This is a genomic window from Kluyvera genomosp. 1, from assembly GCF_001266615.1.
In the GTDB taxonomy this organism is placed as follows: Bacteria; Pseudomonadota; Gammaproteobacteria; order Enterobacterales; family Enterobacteriaceae; genus Kluyvera; species Kluyvera cryocrescens_A.
This window is the reverse complement of record NZ_LGHZ01000012.1, coordinates 206,220-221,773: the sequence shown is the minus strand read 5'-3', so window position 1 is coordinate 221,773 and position 15,554 is coordinate 206,220. Positions and strand designations below refer to the sequence as shown.

Sequence of the window (15,554 nt, the reverse complement as noted above, 5' to 3'; positions counted from 1 at the left end):
AACGGCGATTGCCTCAGTTTTGAGCCGGATGCCGCGTTTATGCGTCATCCGGCCTGTGGATTAAGCCTTTTTCGCCTGACGGGTCATGATGGCGCGATAGACTTTGAAGCGTCCGGTTTGAGCGATCACTTCATGGAAACCAAACATTTCGTCCAGTATCGCCGGATACGGCAGGAAGGCGTTGGCCACGATGCGCAGTTCGCCACCGCTGTTCAGATGACGCACCGCTCCGCGGATCAGAGTCTGTGCGGCATCCAGGCTGGTTTGCATGCCATCATGGAACGGTGGGTTGGAGATAATCATGTCGAAACGACCGTTGATCTCGGAGAAGACATTGCTCGCCAGAACCTCGCCCTCAATACCGTTTGCTGCAAGCGTTGCGCGGCTGGCTTCGACTGCTGCTGCATTCACGTCGCATAGCGTTAAACGAACCTTCGGTGAATGATTAGCCAATGAAACCGCAAGCACGCCCGCGCCACAGCCCACATCCAGCACTTTGCCTTTAGTATGCGGAGTCAGCGTAGAGAGCAACAGTTGGCTACCCACATCCAGACCATCACGACTGAAGACGCCTGGCAGCGTTTTGATGGTCAGATCGCCCTGAGCGTATTCGCCCCAGAAAGCATCTGCATCGAATGTCGGCTGCTTTTCCAGACGACCGTGGTACAGACCACAACGGCGGGCGCTATCAATTTTGTTGAGCGGTGCGAACTCCGCCAGCATCTGCTCTGCGCTACGCACACCGCTACGGTTCTCGCCGACAACGAAAATATCCGTGCCGACCGGCAGCAGGGACAGAATATTCATCAGTTGGAACTGCGCTTCTGGCTTGTTTTTCGGCCAGTAGTAGATAAAGGTATCGCTGTCCGCCACATCTTCCGCTTCGGCCACAAGGCTAAAACGGACGTTGTCATTCATCTGGCGACTCAGTACCTGCCAGTGGTGGTATTGCTGGGTATGTGCGCGGCTGGCCGCGGTTTCCAGACGAGCGGGCAGGTCATCCTGCAAATCGCCGGCAAAGAAAATACGGCTCTGTTCGAAATCATCACTGTGGCGCAGCAAGACTTCACTTGCCGGGGTAAAAGCAGACATGAATTATTCCTCAATAAACTTAAGCGGCGATTATACACGTCATCCTGCAAGTTGCCTCTACGTTGGCTGCACTCTTTCACCCCAGTCACCTACTTATGTACGCATCCAGGGATGCACTTGCTTGCTGGGTTACTCGGCTTGCAGCCTCGCCCCTTCGGGGCCAGCACAAGCGCTGTTCAAAACGCTAAGGCGTTTGGTGATACAACTCGAATGATTTTGTGAATAGAGAGTGTCATTGGCGCAGTTTCGATGAATTTGCTATATTTGCGCCCTTGATAGACAGGAGCATTTCACATGACATCCCGGCGAGACTGGCAATTACAACAGTTGGGTATTACCCAGTGGTCACTGCACCGCCCCGGGGTACTGCAGGGTGAAATCGCCATTACGCTCCCGCAGCATGTTCGTTTAGTGATGGTGGGGGAAGCGTTACCCGCGCTGACGGAGCCATTAATAAGCGATATTCTTCGCGCGTTATGTCTTACGCCTGACCAGGTTTTACCGCTGACGCCCGATCGTGTCGCCATGCTGCCCGAGGGCAGCCGCTGTCATTGTTGGCATCTTGGCAATACGGCATCAGCCACGCTGGAAGGCGTTGTCCTTACGACGCCTACATTTAATGAACTGCAAGCCAGCGCGCCTGCGCGCGCCGCGCTTTGGCAACAAATTTGCGCCCATGAACACGATTTCTATCCTCAGCACGACTGATTTACCTCGCGCCTTTGACATTGAAAAACGCGCCCATGCGTTTCCCTGGAGTGAACAAACCTTTGCCAGCAATCAGGGTGAACGCTATCTGAATCTCCAGATGTCAGTCGATGGTGAGATGGCGGCCTTTGCGATTACGCAAATTGTCCTGGATGAAGCGACGCTGTTTAATATTGCCGTCGACCCTGATTATCAGCGCCGTGGCCTGGGGCGTGAACTGCTTGAACATCTCATTGATTCATTAGAAACGCGCGGTGTGGCGACGCTATGGCTTGAGGTTCGTGCGTCAAATCACGCGGCTATCGCGTTGTATGAGAGTTTAGGCTTTAACGAAGCGACCATTCGTCGCAACTATTATCCGACGGCAGAAGGCCGTGAGGATGCCATTATTATGGCGCTGCCCATCAGTATGTAAGACAAGGTGAAAAGATGATGAAGTGGGACTGGATTTTCTTCGATGCCGACGAGACGCTGTTTACGTTTGACTCGTTTAGCGGCCTACAGCGGATGTTTCTCGACTATAGCGTGACATTTACCGCGGAAGATTTTCAGGACTACCAGGCGATCAATAAACCGCTGTGGGTGGATTACCAGAATGGCGCGATTACCTCGCTCCAGCTTCAACATCAGCGCTTTACCAGTTGGGCAGAACGTTTAAACGTCCATCCAGGCGATCTTAACGATGCTTTTATGAATGCGATGGCCGAGATCTGTGCGCCGCTACCGGGAGCGGTATCGCTGCTGAATGCGCTGCAAGGAAAGGTGAAAATGGGCATTATCACCAACGGCTTCACCTCGCTGCAGCAGACGCGTCTGGAACGCACGGGGCTACGCGACCATTTTGAACTGCTGATAATTTCGGAAGAAGTGGGTGTCGCAAAGCCGGATCGCCGGATCTTTGACTATACCCTGGAACTGGCCGGGAACCCGGACCGTTCTCGCGTACTCATGGTTGGCGATACCGCCGAGTCTGATATTCGCGGTGGCATGAACGCCAGTTGGGCTACCTGCTGGTTAAATGCCCATCAACGTCCGCTGCCAGAAGGCATTAAGCCTGACTGGACGGTGACCTCATTGCCTGAACTGGAGTTACTCCTGTGTAAACAGTGATTGCCAGCCCCCCATTGATGGGTAAAATAGCCGCAATTTTTTCGTATTCAACATGCGTGGCGCGTTGCCGCGTTTACTAAGAAGAATGAATTATGACGTTGTCTCCTTATCTGCAAGAGGTGGCCAAGCGCCGCACTTTTGCCATTATTTCTCACCCGGATGCCGGTAAAACGACAATTACTGAAAAGGTTCTGTTATTCGGACAGGCCATTCAGACTGCGGGTACCGTAAAAGGCCGTGGCTCCAGCCAGCATGCAAAATCTGACTGGATGGAGATGGAAAAACAGCGTGGGATCTCCATTACCACCTCCGTCATGCAGTTCCCGTATCACGACTGCCTGGTGAACCTGCTGGACACCCCGGGGCACGAAGACTTCTCGGAAGATACCTACCGTACTCTGACGGCGGTGGACTGCTGTTTAATGGTGATTGATGCCGCAAAAGGGGTCGAGGATCGTACTCGTAAGCTGATGGAAGTCACCCGTCTGCGTGACACGCCGATCCTGACCTTCATGAACAAACTTGACCGTGACATCCGCGATCCGATGGAAGTGCTGGATGAAGTGGAGCGCGAGCTGAAAATCGGCTGTGCGCCTATCACCTGGCCGATTGGCTGCGGCAAGCTGTTCAAAGGTGTGTACCATCTTTATAAAGATGAAACCTATCTGTACCAGACCGGTAAGGGCCACACCATCCAGGAAGTGCGCATTGTTAAAGGTCTGAACAACCCGGAACTGGATGCCGCGGTGGGCGAAGACCTGGCGCAGCAGCTGCGTGATGAGCTGGAACTGGTTCAGGGCGCATCCAACGAGTTCGATAAAGAGCTGTTCCTGGCTGGCGAAATTACCCCTGTATTCTTCGGGACCGCGCTGGGTAACTTTGGCGTAGACCATATGCTTGACGGTTTAGTGGAGTGGGCTCCGGCACCGATGCCGCGTCGCACAGATACGCGTCTGGTTGAAGCGCAGGATGAGAAGTTCACCGGCTTTGTTTTTAAAATTCAGGCCAACATGGACCCGAAACACCGCGACCGTGTGGCGTTTATGCGCGTGGTGTCCGGTAAATATGAAAAAGGCATGAAGCTGCGTCAGGTACGTATTGGTAAGGACGTGGTGATTTCCGACGCGCTGACCTTTATGGCCGGTGACCGCTCGCACGTTGAAGAAGCCTATCCGGGCGATATCATCGGCCTGCATAACCACGGCACGATTCAGATTGGCGACACCTTTACTCAGGGTGAAATGATGAAGTTCACCGGTATTCCGAACTTCGCACCTGAACTGTTCCGTCGTATCCGCCTGAAAGACCCGTTGAAACAAAAACAGCTGCTGAAAGGTCTGGTCCAGCTGTCGGAAGAAGGTGCGGTACAGGTATTCCGCCCAATCGCTAACAACGATTTGATTGTAGGCGCCGTTGGTGTGCTGCAGTTTGACGTGGTCGTAGCCCGCCTGAAAAGCGAATACAACGTTGAAGCTATCTACGAATCCGTTAACGTCGCCACTGCCCGCTGGGTCGAAGGCAAGGACGTGAAGAAATTCGAAGAGTTTAAGCGTAAGAACGAAATTCAGCTGGCGCTCGACGGCGGCGATAACCTGACGTATATCGCGCCGACCATGGTCAACCTGAACCTGACTCAGGAGCGTTATCCTGACGTTGAGTTCCGTAAAACTCGCGAGCACTAAAAAACCTCTTCAGGATGCGGCAGCCGCTGCATCCTGACACTTTTCCTTCCTTATTAGCCTCTTACGGAAAGTTCCTAATTCCCTCCCTTTTTTCGCTAACTGTTTGTTTTTTGCACAACGAAGCGAGCGGTTTCAAAATTGTGATCTATATTTAACAAAGCGATGACATCTGTGTTGGCTTTAAATTCTGATTTTCAATTTTGGATAAGCGCTTAAAGCTAACATTTATTTCTATCGCAATATTAATAACTGGATTTGGACGCGATTTAGCGGTGAATGATGAGTTCGATGGATTCGGGCAACCGTTAGAAATACGCGGCCATAGGGGATTCTTACCCTATTCAGCAATGCAACCAGCGTGTTGCTCATGCTCAAATTACGAGCAAAACAGATAGGAATACATTGATGATGAAAAAAATGACGATGTCCAAAACTCTGCTTGCCGTGATGCTGACCTCTGCTGTAGCCACCGGTTCCGTTTATGCGGAAACAACGACGATGGATAAGGCGCAGGCGAGTGCCGAAAGTGCAGGGAATAAAGTGGGAAGCTTTATGGATGACAGCACCATCACGGCGAAAGTCAAAGCAGCCCTGGTGGATAACGACAGTATTAAGAGCACCGATATCTCGGTGAAAACAGAGAAAAAAGTCGTGACGTTGAGTGGCTTTGTGCAAAGCCAGGCTCAGGCCGAAGCCGCCGTTGCGGCGGCAAAAGCGGTTGAGGGGGTCACCTCTGTGAGTGACAAACTCCACGTCCGCGACAGCAAAGAAAGTTCGATTAAAGGCTATGCCGGAGATACGGCAACGACCAGCGAAGTAAAAGCGAAACTGCTGGCGGATGACATCGTTCCTTCGCGTAACGTGAAAGTCGAGACCACCGATGGCGTTGTCCAGCTGTCAGGGACGGTGAAATCTCAGGCACAAAGCGATCGCGCTGAAAGTATCGCCAAAGCGGTTGACGGCGTGAAAAGCGTCAAAAATGATCTGAAAACGCAGTAATAAGTGGTCATTTTGTCTCCTGATATTTGGCAGGAGGCAAAATGTGCACCACACTAAAAATAGTGCATATGAGTGGTTTGAACGTTCATAGCAAGCGGTCGACATTAACTATGGTAAAGGAGAAGCTTATGTTTCGTTGGGGCATTATATTTCTGGTTATCGCGTTAATTGCCGCCGCATTAGGATTTGGTGGATTGGCGGGTACCGCTGCTTGGGCAGCAAAAATCGTGTTTGTTGTGGGGATCATTATCTTCCTGGTCAGCCTGTTTGCCGGGCGTAAACGGCCTTAGAACGACACGCGAAAACGAGTACAACAGCAAAGCCAGTCCAGTGGACTGGCTTTATTAGTTTTAGCCGACGGGAAATTAGGCTACTTTGTAATACTGAAGAATCAAAAAAACAGGTAGGCAGAGGTGGGGCAGCGTATACCCGTCACGCTTGGCAATATTTCGCCATTATCGCTGAGTCGTTTTAAACCCGGCCGCATGGCGCTGGTCTGTGAAGGTGGCGGGCAGCGTGGTATTTTCACCGCGGGAGTGCTTGATGAGTTTATGCGGGCACGGTTCAACCCTTTCGACCTCTATTATGGCACCTCTGCGGGGGCGCAAAATCTTTCTGCCTACTTGTGTCATCAACCGGGGTATGGACGTAAAGTCATCATGCGCTACACCACCCGGCGGGAGTTTTTCGACCCGGTTCGCTTTGTCCGCGGCGGTAACCTTATCGATCTCGACTGGCTGGTTGGCTCTACTGCGGGGCAAATGCCGCTGGCGATGGAAACCGCCGAACGCCTGTTTGAACTCGGTAAATCCTTTTATATCTGTGCCTGCCGTAGCGATGACTATACGCCCAGTTATTTTTCGCCCACCAAGCAGAATTGGCTCGATATTATTCGTGCTTCCAGCGCGATTCCTGGTTTTTACCGACCCGGTGTCGCACTGGATGGCGTCAGTTACCTTGATGGCGGTGTGAGCGATGCGATTCCGGTTCGCGAGGCTGCGAGGCAGGGAGCAAAGACGCTGGTGGTTATCCGTACCGTTCCGTCGCAAATGTATTACACGCCACAATGGTTTAAACGCATGGAGCGTTGGCTCGGTGAGAGTAGCTTGCAGCCACTGGTGAACCTGGTACAGCACCATGAAGCCAGCTATTCCGAAATCCAGCAATTTATTGAAAACCCGCCGGGTAAACTGCGTATTTTTGAAATCTATCCGCCGAAACCGTTACTCAGCATGGCGCTAGGGAGCGGCATACCGGCACTGCGTCAGGACTATAAGATTGGGCGCTTATGCGGGCGCTACTTTCTGGCGACCATCGGTAAACTGTTAGTGGAGAAACCGCCGCTTGTACGCCACCGTTCACCGAGCGTGACGTCTATTGCGCAGCCCATTACCGAAATACCGGCTGCGAACGAGATACCCACGGCGGCAATGGCCGGCGTGTTACCCGGAAACGATACACTTTTTAATGATAAGGATCTGGCGTGAACGGCCGTTTCATTGATACCCACTGCCATTTTGATTTCCCTCCGTTTACCGGCGATGAAGCGGCAAGTATCGAGCGCGCCGCCGCTGCCGGTATTGGCAAGATCATTATCCCAGCCACCGAAGCCGATAACTTCCCACGCGTGCTGGCGCTGGCCGAGCAGTTTGCTCCACTGTACGCTGCGCTTGGGTTGCATCCCATTGTGGTGGAGCGTCATCGCGATGAGTGCCTGGCAGCGCTGGAAACGAAAATAGCCATGAAGCCATTAAAATTAGTTGCTGTGGGCGAAATCGGTCTCGACCTGTATCGAGAAAATCCGCAGTTTGAGCGCCAACAGTACCTGCTGGATGCTCAATTGCAGCTGGCGAAACGCTACGATCTGCCGGTTATCCTTCACTCGCGTCGGACCCACGATAAGCTAGCGTTGCATCTAAAACGGCATAACCTTCCGCGAACCGGCGTGGTGCATGGTTTCGCCGGCAGCCTGCAGCAGGCGGAGCGCTTCGTGCAACTGGGGTATAAAATTGGCGTTGGCGGTACGATATCTTATCCCCGAGCGAGTAAAACCCGTGCCGTGATGGCAAGATTGCCCCTACAGTCGCTGGTCCTGGAGACCGACGCGCCCGATATGCCGCTGAATGGTTATCAGGGGCAGCCGAACCGTCCGGAGCGGGCTGCCGATGTCTTTACGCACCTGTGTGCTTTACGGCAGGAGTCGCCGGATGAGATAGCCCACGCGCTCTACGAGAATACCACTGCACTATTTTCGAACTTGTAGGGTGACTTAGATCTCATTATTACTTTTTAACCCGTTTCTGTTGCGCTAAACCTGTGACATTGCCCGAAAAAGATAATTACGTGACGTTATAATCGCCGCGTTGTTCTGCCGTAATTATCATGTTTTTCAATACACAGGGACTCTGTATGCAAATCCTCATGGGACTTATTGGCATGGTGGTGCTACTAGCCATCGCCTTGCTGCTTTCCAGTAATCGTAAAGCGATTAATCTCCGAACCGTGCTGGGTGCCTGGCTTTTACAGGTCGGCATTGGTGCGTTAATTCTCTATGTGCCCGCCGGGCGAAAAGTGCTGCTGGCAATGTCGGAAGGCGTCGCTAACGTGATTGCCTATGGCAACGAAGGGATTGGTTTCCTCTTCGGTGGCTTGGTTTCCGATAAAATGTTTGAAGTGTTTGGCGGCGGCGGCTTTGTCTTTGCGCTGCGCGTTCTGCCAGTCATCGTCTTCTTCTCCTCACTGATTGCGGTGTTGTATTACCTCGGCATCATGCAGTTTGTGATTCGTATTCTGGGCGGGGCGCTGCGTGCGGTGCTTAAAACCTCCCGTACGGAATCACTGTCGGCCACGGCGAATATTTTCGTTGGCCAGACGGAAGCGCCTCTGGTGGTGCGTCCCTACATTGCAACCATGACCCGTTCCGAGCTGTTTGCGGTGATGTGTGGTGGCCTGGCGTCGGTGGCGGGGTCTGTACTCGCCGGTTACGCACAGATGGGTGTACCGTTGGAATACCTGATTGCAGCGTCGTTTATGGCGGCACCGGGTGGCCTGCTGTTCGCGAAAATCATCGTGCCGGAAACGGAAACGCCGCATGATTCGCCAACTCTTGAAAAGAATGAAAAAGATGCGGATGCACCAGCCAACGTACTGGATGCCGCTGCATCGGGTGCAGCATCTGGGATGCAGCTGGCGCTGAACGTTGGGGCTATGCTGCTGGCGTTTATCGCGTTGATTGCACTGCTTAACGGCATTCTCTCTGGCGTTGGCGGCTGGTTTAACTATCCAGACCTGTCTCTACAGCTGATTTTGGGCTGGGTCTTCTCGCCGCTGGCATGGGTGATTGGCGTTCCGTGGAGTGAAGCCACGGTGGCCGGTTCCTTTATCGGTCAGAAGCTGGTGATCAACGAATTCGTGGCCTACATGAACTTTGGTGAGTACCTGAAAGCGGATGCCGACGTTGCGGCGGCCGGGCTGCAGGTGATTTCTAACCACACCAAAGCGATCATCTCCTTTGCGCTGTGCGGCTTTGCGAACCTCTCTTCGATTGCGATTCTTATCGGTGGGTTGGGCAGCATGGCACCTAATCGTCGTCAGGAAATCGCGCAGTTGGGCCTGAAAGCGGTCGCGGCGGGTACGCTCTCGAATCTGATGAGTGCGACCATCGCCGGTGTGTTCTTAGCCCTATAAGTACAGTGCCGGAGGGATAAGCCTCGTTATTCCTCCGGCCTGCAGCGCCTGGCTGACTGCTTCAATATCCTGCGGCCCAGCGCTGCGCCATGTTTTTGCTTCTCCATAGACTCCGTGAGCGTGAAACGCATTCAGGCGCACGGGCACGTCACCCAGACTGGCGATAAATGCGCTCAGCGCGACGGATTCTTGCAGATAATCCGTCTGTTCCGGGATCACCAGTAACCGTAACTCGCTCAACATTCCCTGCTGCGCTAGCCACTGGATACTTTGTTTGATCCGGGCGTTGCCTCTACCTGTGAGCGCCTGATGCACGGCGTTGTCCCACGACTTTAAATCGACCATCACGCCATCACACACTGGACGCAGTTTCTCCCAGCCGGTAAGCGGTAATTCGCCGTTGCTATCGACGAGACAAGTCAGGTGCTTGAGTTCAGGCGTTTCCTTTACGCATTGGAAGAGGGCGCAGACAAACGGCAACTGAGTGGTGGCTTCCCCGCCGCTGACGGTAATGCCCTCGATGAACGGCGTTACCTGGCGTATTCGTTGTATAATCTGCTCAACGTTCATGGTCTGAGCCATGGGCGTCGCCTGCTGCGGACACAGATGCAGGCAGGTGTCGCACTGCTGACAGACATCCGCCTGCCAGCATACTTTCCCCTCGCGCAGACTTAGCGCCTGATGGGGGCACTGAGGTACGCATTCGCCGCAGTCATTGCATCGTCCCATGGTCCACGGGTTGTGGCAGTTCTTGCAGCGTAGGTTGCAGCCCTGCAGAAACAGAGCCAGGCGACTGCCCGGCCCATCGACGCAGGAAAATGGGATGATTTTACTGACTAAAGCGCATCTGTTGTTCATGGCTTACGACGCGAGGTTGACGTTCCAGGATACGGGTATTGCGGGCGGCTTCTTCTCCAAGCCACGTGGTGTTGGTGCGTGAGCCTTCGGCGCGGTACTTCTCGAGATCTGACAGGCGCACCATATAGCCCGTGACGCGAACCAAATCGTTGCCGCTGACGTTAGCGCTGAATTCACGCATCCCAACCTTAAAAGCACCGAGACACAGCTGCATCACCGCTTGCGGATTACGTTTTACCGTTTCATCCAATGTCAGGATGTCGCTGATTCCTGCTGCATAGTGCGCATGATGCGGCGCGACGGTGAGTAAATGGGTAATCGGGTCTGGCTCATCTCCATATGGCAGACGTGCCCCCGGCGTGGTACCGGTGTCAGAACTGATCCCTGATTGCGCGTGTAGCAACGCGCGCTGTTGCCAGCCGTATTGCACCGGCGTACGGGAGACAAAATCGGCAAGCTCGGCGCTGATGCGGTAGGCAAGTTGATTGGCCTGTTCGTCTTTGCCATAGCGCGCTTGAATGCCATCACGCTCACATAGCACGTTGACGGCTTCGGCAAGCGAATAGATGCCGAACATCGGAACAAATCTGTTCGGGTCGATCAAGCCTTCGCTCACCAGGAAGCTATTCTCAAAGAAGTGAGATTGTTCGTAGAGGAAGCGGCTGCGCGCGTTGATGATGTCGGTTTGCAACTGGCAGTAGTGCGGCAACTGATGGCTGAAGAAGTCGTCGATGGAACGGCTACGGAGGGCGACCTGCTGTAAGTTCATCCGTACCAGGGTGCTGCCGCCGCCAGAGACCGGCAGCGAGTTGTAACAGCTGACGATACCATACTGGCCTTTTGTGAAAATTTTATCATTTAATGGCCCGTTGGCAATGTGCGGTTTGCTGCACTCGCAAATATTTTGTGCCACCTGTAGCAGTAAATCGTCAGGGGTAATTTCCGGGTCATAGATAAAGGTTAGATTTGGCGCAACCTGCTTTAACTCGGCATCCGCACGTAAAATGGCGCGGGTGATAGGCGTATCGTGTGGGCCAATGTTGACGTGAGTGAAAGCGTCAGGAAGCGTGCGATCGAGATAGCGCCAGAAACGTTTTATTCGAATATCGATTTCATCTTGTGTTAGAATTATAACATAAGGCGACAATAGCTCATCCAGATGACCGAGATAGACCGGCATCGCGGTGACGGAAGGGACATGGTGATACAGGATGGTCAGCAGCGAAAGCGCGTCATCCAGATCCTGGGCCCCTTCCAGCTCAAGCCAGGCTGAGCCGTTCGCCAGGAAACGCGCATAGTCCGGTAAGACATATCGCGGTTTATAGGGCGCATGCCCTTCGAACATATCGCAGATCACGCCGTCGGCGAGTGCCGCCTGAGCCTGTGCTGAAATTTCGGGGTACGGTAGGGCGTTTTCGGCTTCGAGAGCCAGAAAATGACGTTTCTGTTCCGGGGTTAACACGGAGCTTGTCACAATTTGCTGGCACTGTGTCAGCAGCGGTGAATCAATCGATGTTGGCATGTTCGGTTCCTCAGACGAGTGATGCGAGAAGTGTATGAAATGCGATAGGGCGATCCTTTGATCCCAGCGGCTGAATGGGCGTTTTAATTCGTACCTTTACGGCTAAAGTTTGAAGTGTGTCGCGTTGTTGTAATGCAAATTTGTACGAAGTTTTCACTAAGTGTGATGAAAGTCGAAGTGTGAGCGTGGGGCAGTGTTACAATAGTCACAGACCCGCAAGGTAACGATTTACACGGCAAAGAGCCGTCGGAGAGCAAAATGACTGATTTAAAGGCAAGCAGCCTGCGTGCGCTGCAGTTGATGGACTTAACGACCCTGAATGAAGACGACACCGATGCGAAAGTGATCGCCCTGTGTCATCAGGCAAAAACGCCGGTTGGCAACACTGCTGCAGTCTGCATCTACCCACGTTTCATTCCCATTGCCCGTAAAACGCTGAACGAGCAGGGTACGCCGAACATCCGTATCGCCACCGTTACCAACTTCCCGCACGGTAACGACGATATCGATATCGCGCTGGCAGAAACCCGCGCAGCGATTGCCTATGGTGCTGACGAAGTTGACGTTGTATTCCCATACCGCGCGCTGATTGCAGGCAACGAGCAGATCGGTTTTGATCTGGTTAAAGCCTGTAAAGAGGCCTGTGCGGCAGCGAACGTACTGCTGAAAGTGATCATCGAAACCGGTGAACTGAAAGAAGAAGCGCTGATTCGTAAAGCCTCTGAAATTTCTATCAAGGCTGGCGCTGATTTCATTAAAACCTCTACCGGTAAAGTTCCGGTCAACGCAACCCCAGAAAGCGCGCGCATCATGATGGAAGTCATTCGTGATATGGGCGTAGAAAAAACCGTCGGCTTCAAACCGGCGGGCGGCGTTCGCAGCGCAGAAGACGCGCAGCTGTTCCTGTCAATTGCTGACGAACTGTTTGGCGCTGACTGGGCTGATTCCCGTCACTATCGCTTTGGCGCATCTTCCCTGCTGGCGAGCCTGCTGAAAGCGCTGGGCCACGGCGACGGTAAAAGCGCAAGCAGCTACTAAGTCTTCATGACTCACGGGTGCACCCTCACCCCAACCCTCTCCCCGGATGGGAGAGGGCGAAAACCGGGTAACGTGATGACAACCAATCATGTCATCCGCTTCCCTCTCCCTTGTCGGGGGAGGACCAGGATGAGGGTTTACACCCCAGCCTCGCTATTAACTTCATAGGAGGGTACCTTGTTTCTCGCTCAAGAAATTATTCGTAAAAAACGTGATGGTCAGGCACTGAGTGATGAGGAAATTCGTTTCTTTATCAACGGTATTCGCGATAACACCATCTCTGAAGGGCAAATTGCAGCCCTGGCGATGACCATTTTCTTCCATGATATGAGCATGCCGGAGCGTGTCTCGCTGACCATGGCGATGCGGGATTCGGGCACCGTCCTTGACTGGAAGAGCCTTAATCTGAACGGCCCGATTGTCGATAAGCATTCCACCGGCGGTGTCGGTGACGTTACTTCACTGATGCTTGGCCCAATGGTGGCTGCCTGCGGCGGCTATATTCCGATGATCTCCGGTCGCGGCCTTGGCCATACCGGCGGAACGCTCGACAAACTGGAAGCTATCCCCGGCTTCGACATCTTCCCGGACGACAACCGTTTCCGCGAAATTATTAAAGACGTGGGTGTGGCGATTATTGGGCAAACCAGCTCGCTGGCACCGGCGGATAAACGTTTTTATGCCACTCGTGATATCACCGCGACCGTAGACTCCATTCCATTGATTACCGCCTCTATTCTGGCGAAGAAACTGGCTGAAGGCCTGGATGCGCTGGTGATGGACGTGAAAGTAGGCAGCGGCGCCTTTATGCCAACCTACGAACTGTCGGCCGCATTGGCAGAAGCCATCGTCGGCGTGTCTAACGGCGCGGGTGTGCGTACCACCGCCTTGCTGACCGATATGAATCAGGTTCTGGCATCCAGCGCGGGTAACGCGGTTGAAGTTCGCGAAGCGGTCCAGTTCCTGACCGGCGAATACCGTAACCCACGACTGTTCGACGTCACGATGGCGCTGTGTGTGGAAATGCTGATCTCCGGTAATCTGGCGAAAGATGACGCTGAAGCGCGCGCTAAATTACAGGCAGTACTGGATAACGGCAAGGCGGCTGACATCTTCGGCCGTATGGTCGCGGCACAGAAAGGCCCGACCGATTTCGTTGAAAATTATGCGAAATATCTGCCAACGGCGATGCTTAGCAAAGCCGTCTATGCTGATACCGAAGGTTTTGTGAGTGCAATGGACACCCGTGCACTGGGAATGGCAGTGGTTTCGATGGGTGGCGGTCGTCGTCAGGCATCTGACACCATTGATTACAGCGTCGGCTTCACCGACATGGCGCGTCTGGGCGACAGCGTTGATGGGCAACGTCCGCTGGCGGTCATCCACGCGAAAGACGAAGCCAGCTGGCAGGACGCGGCGAAAGCCGTCAAAGCGGCAATTAAACTGGACGACAAAGCGCCTGAAATTACGCCGACCGTCTATCGTCGCATCACCGAATAGTTATATACTGATCTGATCGCTTTTTTGCAGCGCAAGATGTATGGAGAACAAGATGAAACGTGCATTTATTATGGTGCTGGACTCCTTCGGGATTGGTGCAACGGAAGACGCTGACCGCTTTGGTGATGTTGGCGCAGATACGATGGGCCACATTGCGGAAGCCTGCGCCAAAGGCGAGGCTGACAAAGGCCGTAAGGGCCCGCTGAATTTGCCTAACCTGACTCGTCTGGGTCTGGTGAAAGCGCATGAAGGTTCAACCGGTAAAATTGCTGCCGGCATGGACGGCAACGCAGACGTTATTGGTGCATACGGTTGGGCGCACGAGCTCTCTTCCGGTAAAGACACCCCATCAGGTCACTGGGAAATCGCCGGTGTACCGGTTCTGTTTGACTGGGGCTATTTCAGCGACCATCAGAACAGCTTCCCACAGGAGCTGCTGGATAAACTGGTTAAGCGTGCCAATCTGCCGGGTTACCTCGGTAACTGCCACTCTTCCGGTACGGTAATCCTGGACGAACTGGGCGAAGAGCATATGAAAACCGGCAAGCCGATTTTCTATACCTCCGCTGACTCCGTGTTCCAGATTGCCTGCCACGAAGAAACCTATGGTCTGGATAAACTTTACGAACTGTGCGAGATCGCCCGTGAAGAGCTGACTGAAGGTGGCTACAACATTGGCCGTGTTATCGCGCGCCCGTTTGTAGGTGATAAAGCGGGTAACTTCCAGCGTACCGGCAACCGCCACGATCTGGCCGTTGAGCCGCCAGCAGCAACCGTTCTGCAGAAACTGGTGGATGAAAAACACGGACACGTCGTTTCTGTCGGGAAAATTGCCGATATCTATGCCAACTGCGGTATCACGAAGAAAGTGAAAGCGACGGGCCTGGACGCGCTGTTTGACGCCACCATCAAAGAGATGAAAGAAGCCGGTGATGAGACCATTGTCTTCACCAACTTCGTTGATTTCGACTCTTCCTGGGGCCACCGCCGCGATATCGCGGGCTATGCGGCCGGTCTTGAGTTGTTCGACCGCCGTTTGCCTGAGCTGATGGAACTGGTAGGTGAGGATGACATTCTGATCCTGACCGCTGACCACGGCTGTGACCCAAGCTGGACGGGTACCGACCACACCCGTGAGCACATTCCTGTGCTGGTGTATGGTCCAAAAGTAAAACCGGGCTCTTTAGGCCACCGTGAAACCTTCGCGGATATCGGCCAGACGCTGGCGAGCTACTTCGGTACCTCTCCAATGGCGTACGGTAAAAATATGCTGTGATACCCGTTGTCTTTCGCGCTGTTGATACGTTGGCTTCATTCGCTCACCCCGGTCACATAGTTTATCTATGCTCCCGGGGATT

At 53.5% G+C, this 15,554-nt stretch carries 15 protein-coding genes; 12 read left to right on the top strand and 3 right to left on the bottom strand.

Annotated features, from left to right (window positions below; all coding sequences use genetic code 11):
- Positions 1 to 60 precede the first annotated feature (60 nt).
- Positions 61 to 1,092: a 16S rRNA (guanine(1207)-N(2))-methyltransferase RsmC gene (gene rsmC, locus KP80_RS08465; protein WP_052283197.1), complete on the bottom strand. Its 1,032-nt coding sequence runs from the start codon at positions 1,090 to 1,092 to the stop codon at positions 61 to 63.
- Between the two features lie 294 nt (positions 1,093 to 1,386).
- On the opposite strand from rsmC, the gene KP80_RS22355 reads away from it, so the two are divergent.
- From KP80_RS22355 to KP80_RS08430, 9 genes are all read left to right on the top strand, one after another.
- A complete protein-coding gene (locus KP80_RS22355; RefSeq protein ID WP_072129075.1) occupies positions 1,387 to 1,800 on the top strand; it encodes a DNA polymerase III subunit psi in 414 nt (137 codons plus the stop codon).
- Positions 1,769 to 2,215: a ribosomal protein S18-alanine N-acetyltransferase gene (gene rimI, locus KP80_RS08460; RefSeq protein ID WP_052283242.1), complete on the top strand. Its 447-nt coding sequence runs from the start codon at positions 1,769 to 1,771 to the stop codon at positions 2,213 to 2,215. Before KP80_RS22355 ends, rimI begins: the two co-directional genes overlap by 32 nt.
- Before the next feature lie 17 nt (positions 2,216 to 2,232).
- On the top strand, positions 2,233 to 2,910 hold the full coding sequence (gene yjjG, locus KP80_RS08455; RefSeq protein ID WP_052283241.1) for a pyrimidine 5'-nucleotidase: 678 nt from the start codon (positions 2,233 to 2,235) through the stop codon (positions 2,908 to 2,910).
- Positions 2,911 to 3,002: 92 nt separating this feature from the next.
- Positions 3,003 to 4,592, top strand: a complete 1,590-nt coding sequence (gene prfC, locus KP80_RS08450; protein ID WP_052283196.1) for a peptide chain release factor 3 — start codon at positions 3,003 to 3,005, stop codon at positions 4,590 to 4,592.
- Positions 4,593 to 4,997: 405 nt separating this feature from the next.
- Positions 4,998 to 5,591 (top strand): molecular chaperone OsmY, encoded by a 594-nt coding sequence (osmY, locus tag KP80_RS08445; protein ID WP_419772954.1) that lies wholly within the window; start codon positions 4,998 to 5,000, stop codon positions 5,589 to 5,591.
- Between the two features lie 128 nt (positions 5,592 to 5,719).
- Positions 5,720 to 5,881: a DUF1328 domain-containing protein gene (locus tag KP80_RS22350; RefSeq protein WP_146751526.1), complete on the top strand. Its 162-nt coding sequence runs from the start codon at positions 5,720 to 5,722 to the stop codon at positions 5,879 to 5,881.
- Positions 5,882 to 6,004: 123 nt separating this feature from the next.
- Positions 6,005 to 7,078 (top strand): patatin-like phospholipase family protein, encoded by a 1,074-nt coding sequence (locus KP80_RS08440; protein WP_052283194.1) that lies wholly within the window; start codon positions 6,005 to 6,007, stop codon positions 7,076 to 7,078.
- Entirely contained in the window at positions 7,075 to 7,854 is a 780-nt protein-coding gene (locus KP80_RS08435) for a metal-dependent hydrolase (RefSeq protein WP_052283193.1), read from the top strand. Before KP80_RS08440 ends, KP80_RS08435 begins: the two co-directional genes overlap by 4 nt.
- A 146-nt stretch (positions 7,855 to 8,000) precedes the next feature.
- On the top strand, positions 8,001 to 9,278 hold the full coding sequence (locus KP80_RS08430) for a NupC/NupG family nucleoside CNT transporter (protein WP_052283192.1): 1,278 nt from the start codon (positions 8,001 to 8,003) through the stop codon (positions 9,276 to 9,278).
- Here KP80_RS08430 and KP80_RS08425 read toward each other — a convergent pair.
- A complete protein-coding gene (locus KP80_RS08425) occupies positions 9,273 to 10,136 on the bottom strand; it encodes a YjjW family glycine radical enzyme activase (protein WP_052283191.1) in 864 nt (287 codons plus the stop codon). The genes KP80_RS08430 and KP80_RS08425 overlap by 6 nt on opposite strands.
- A complete protein-coding gene (locus KP80_RS08420; RefSeq protein ID WP_052283190.1) occupies positions 10,108 to 11,658 on the bottom strand; it encodes a YjjI family glycine radical enzyme in 1,551 nt (516 codons plus the stop codon). The genes KP80_RS08425 and KP80_RS08420 overlap by 29 nt, the downstream gene beginning before the upstream one ends.
- A 258-nt stretch (positions 11,659 to 11,916) precedes the next feature.
- On the opposite strand from KP80_RS08420, the gene deoC reads away from it, so the two are divergent.
- The 3 genes from deoC to deoB all read left to right on the top strand — a co-directional run bounded on the left by deoC (position 11,917) and on the right by deoB (position 15,472).
- Complete coding sequence (gene deoC / locus KP80_RS08415; RefSeq protein WP_052283189.1) at positions 11,917 to 12,696, top strand: deoxyribose-phosphate aldolase; 780 nt, start codon at positions 11,917 to 11,919, stop codon at positions 12,694 to 12,696.
- 177 nt (positions 12,697 to 12,873) lie between these two features.
- Complete coding sequence (deoA, locus tag KP80_RS08410; RefSeq protein WP_052283188.1) at positions 12,874 to 14,196, top strand: thymidine phosphorylase; 1,323 nt, start codon at positions 12,874 to 12,876, stop codon at positions 14,194 to 14,196.
- Positions 14,197 to 14,248: 52 nt separating this feature from the next.
- The gene (gene deoB / locus KP80_RS08405; RefSeq protein WP_052283187.1) at positions 14,249 to 15,472 is read left to right on the top strand and encodes a phosphopentomutase; all 1,224 of its coding nucleotides are present in this window, start codon (positions 14,249 to 14,251) and stop codon (positions 15,470 to 15,472) included.
- The last annotated feature ends 82 nt before the right edge of the window (positions 15,473 to 15,554 follow it).

What these genes read in the sequence shown, in the direction of transcription:
- rsmC (WP_052283197.1), bottom strand. Translation starts at nt 1,092, where the DNA reads ATGTCTGCTTTTACCCCGGCAAGTGAAGTCTTGCTGCGCCACAGTGAT.
- KP80_RS22355 (WP_072129075.1), top strand. Translation starts at nt 1,387, where the DNA reads ATGACATCCCGGCGAGACTGGCAATTACAACAGTTGGGTATTACCCAG.
- rimI (WP_052283242.1), top strand. Translation starts at nt 1,769, where the DNA reads ATGAACACGATTTCTATCCTCAGCACGACTGATTTACCTCGCGCCTTT.
- yjjG (WP_052283241.1), top strand. Translation starts at nt 2,233, where the DNA reads ATGAAGTGGGACTGGATTTTCTTCGATGCCGACGAGACGCTGTTTACG.
- prfC (WP_052283196.1), top strand. Translation starts at nt 3,003, where the DNA reads ATGACGTTGTCTCCTTATCTGCAAGAGGTGGCCAAGCGCCGCACTTTT.
- osmY (WP_419772954.1), top strand. Translation starts at nt 4,998, where the DNA reads ATGATGAAAAAAATGACGATGTCCAAAACTCTGCTTGCCGTGATGCTG.
- KP80_RS22350 (WP_146751526.1), top strand. Translation starts at nt 5,720, where the DNA reads ATGTTTCGTTGGGGCATTATATTTCTGGTTATCGCGTTAATTGCCGCC.
- KP80_RS08430 (WP_052283192.1), top strand. Translation starts at nt 8,001, where the DNA reads ATGCAAATCCTCATGGGACTTATTGGCATGGTGGTGCTACTAGCCATC.
- KP80_RS08425 (WP_052283191.1), bottom strand. Translation starts at nt 10,136, where the DNA reads ATGAACAACAGATGCGCTTTAGTCAGTAAAATCATCCCATTTTCCTGC.
- KP80_RS08420 (WP_052283190.1), bottom strand. Translation starts at nt 11,658, where the DNA reads ATGCCAACATCGATTGATTCACCGCTGCTGACACAGTGCCAGCAAATT.
- deoC (WP_052283189.1), top strand. Translation starts at nt 11,917, where the DNA reads ATGACTGATTTAAAGGCAAGCAGCCTGCGTGCGCTGCAGTTGATGGAC.
- deoB (WP_052283187.1), top strand. Translation starts at nt 14,249, where the DNA reads ATGAAACGTGCATTTATTATGGTGCTGGACTCCTTCGGGATTGGTGCA.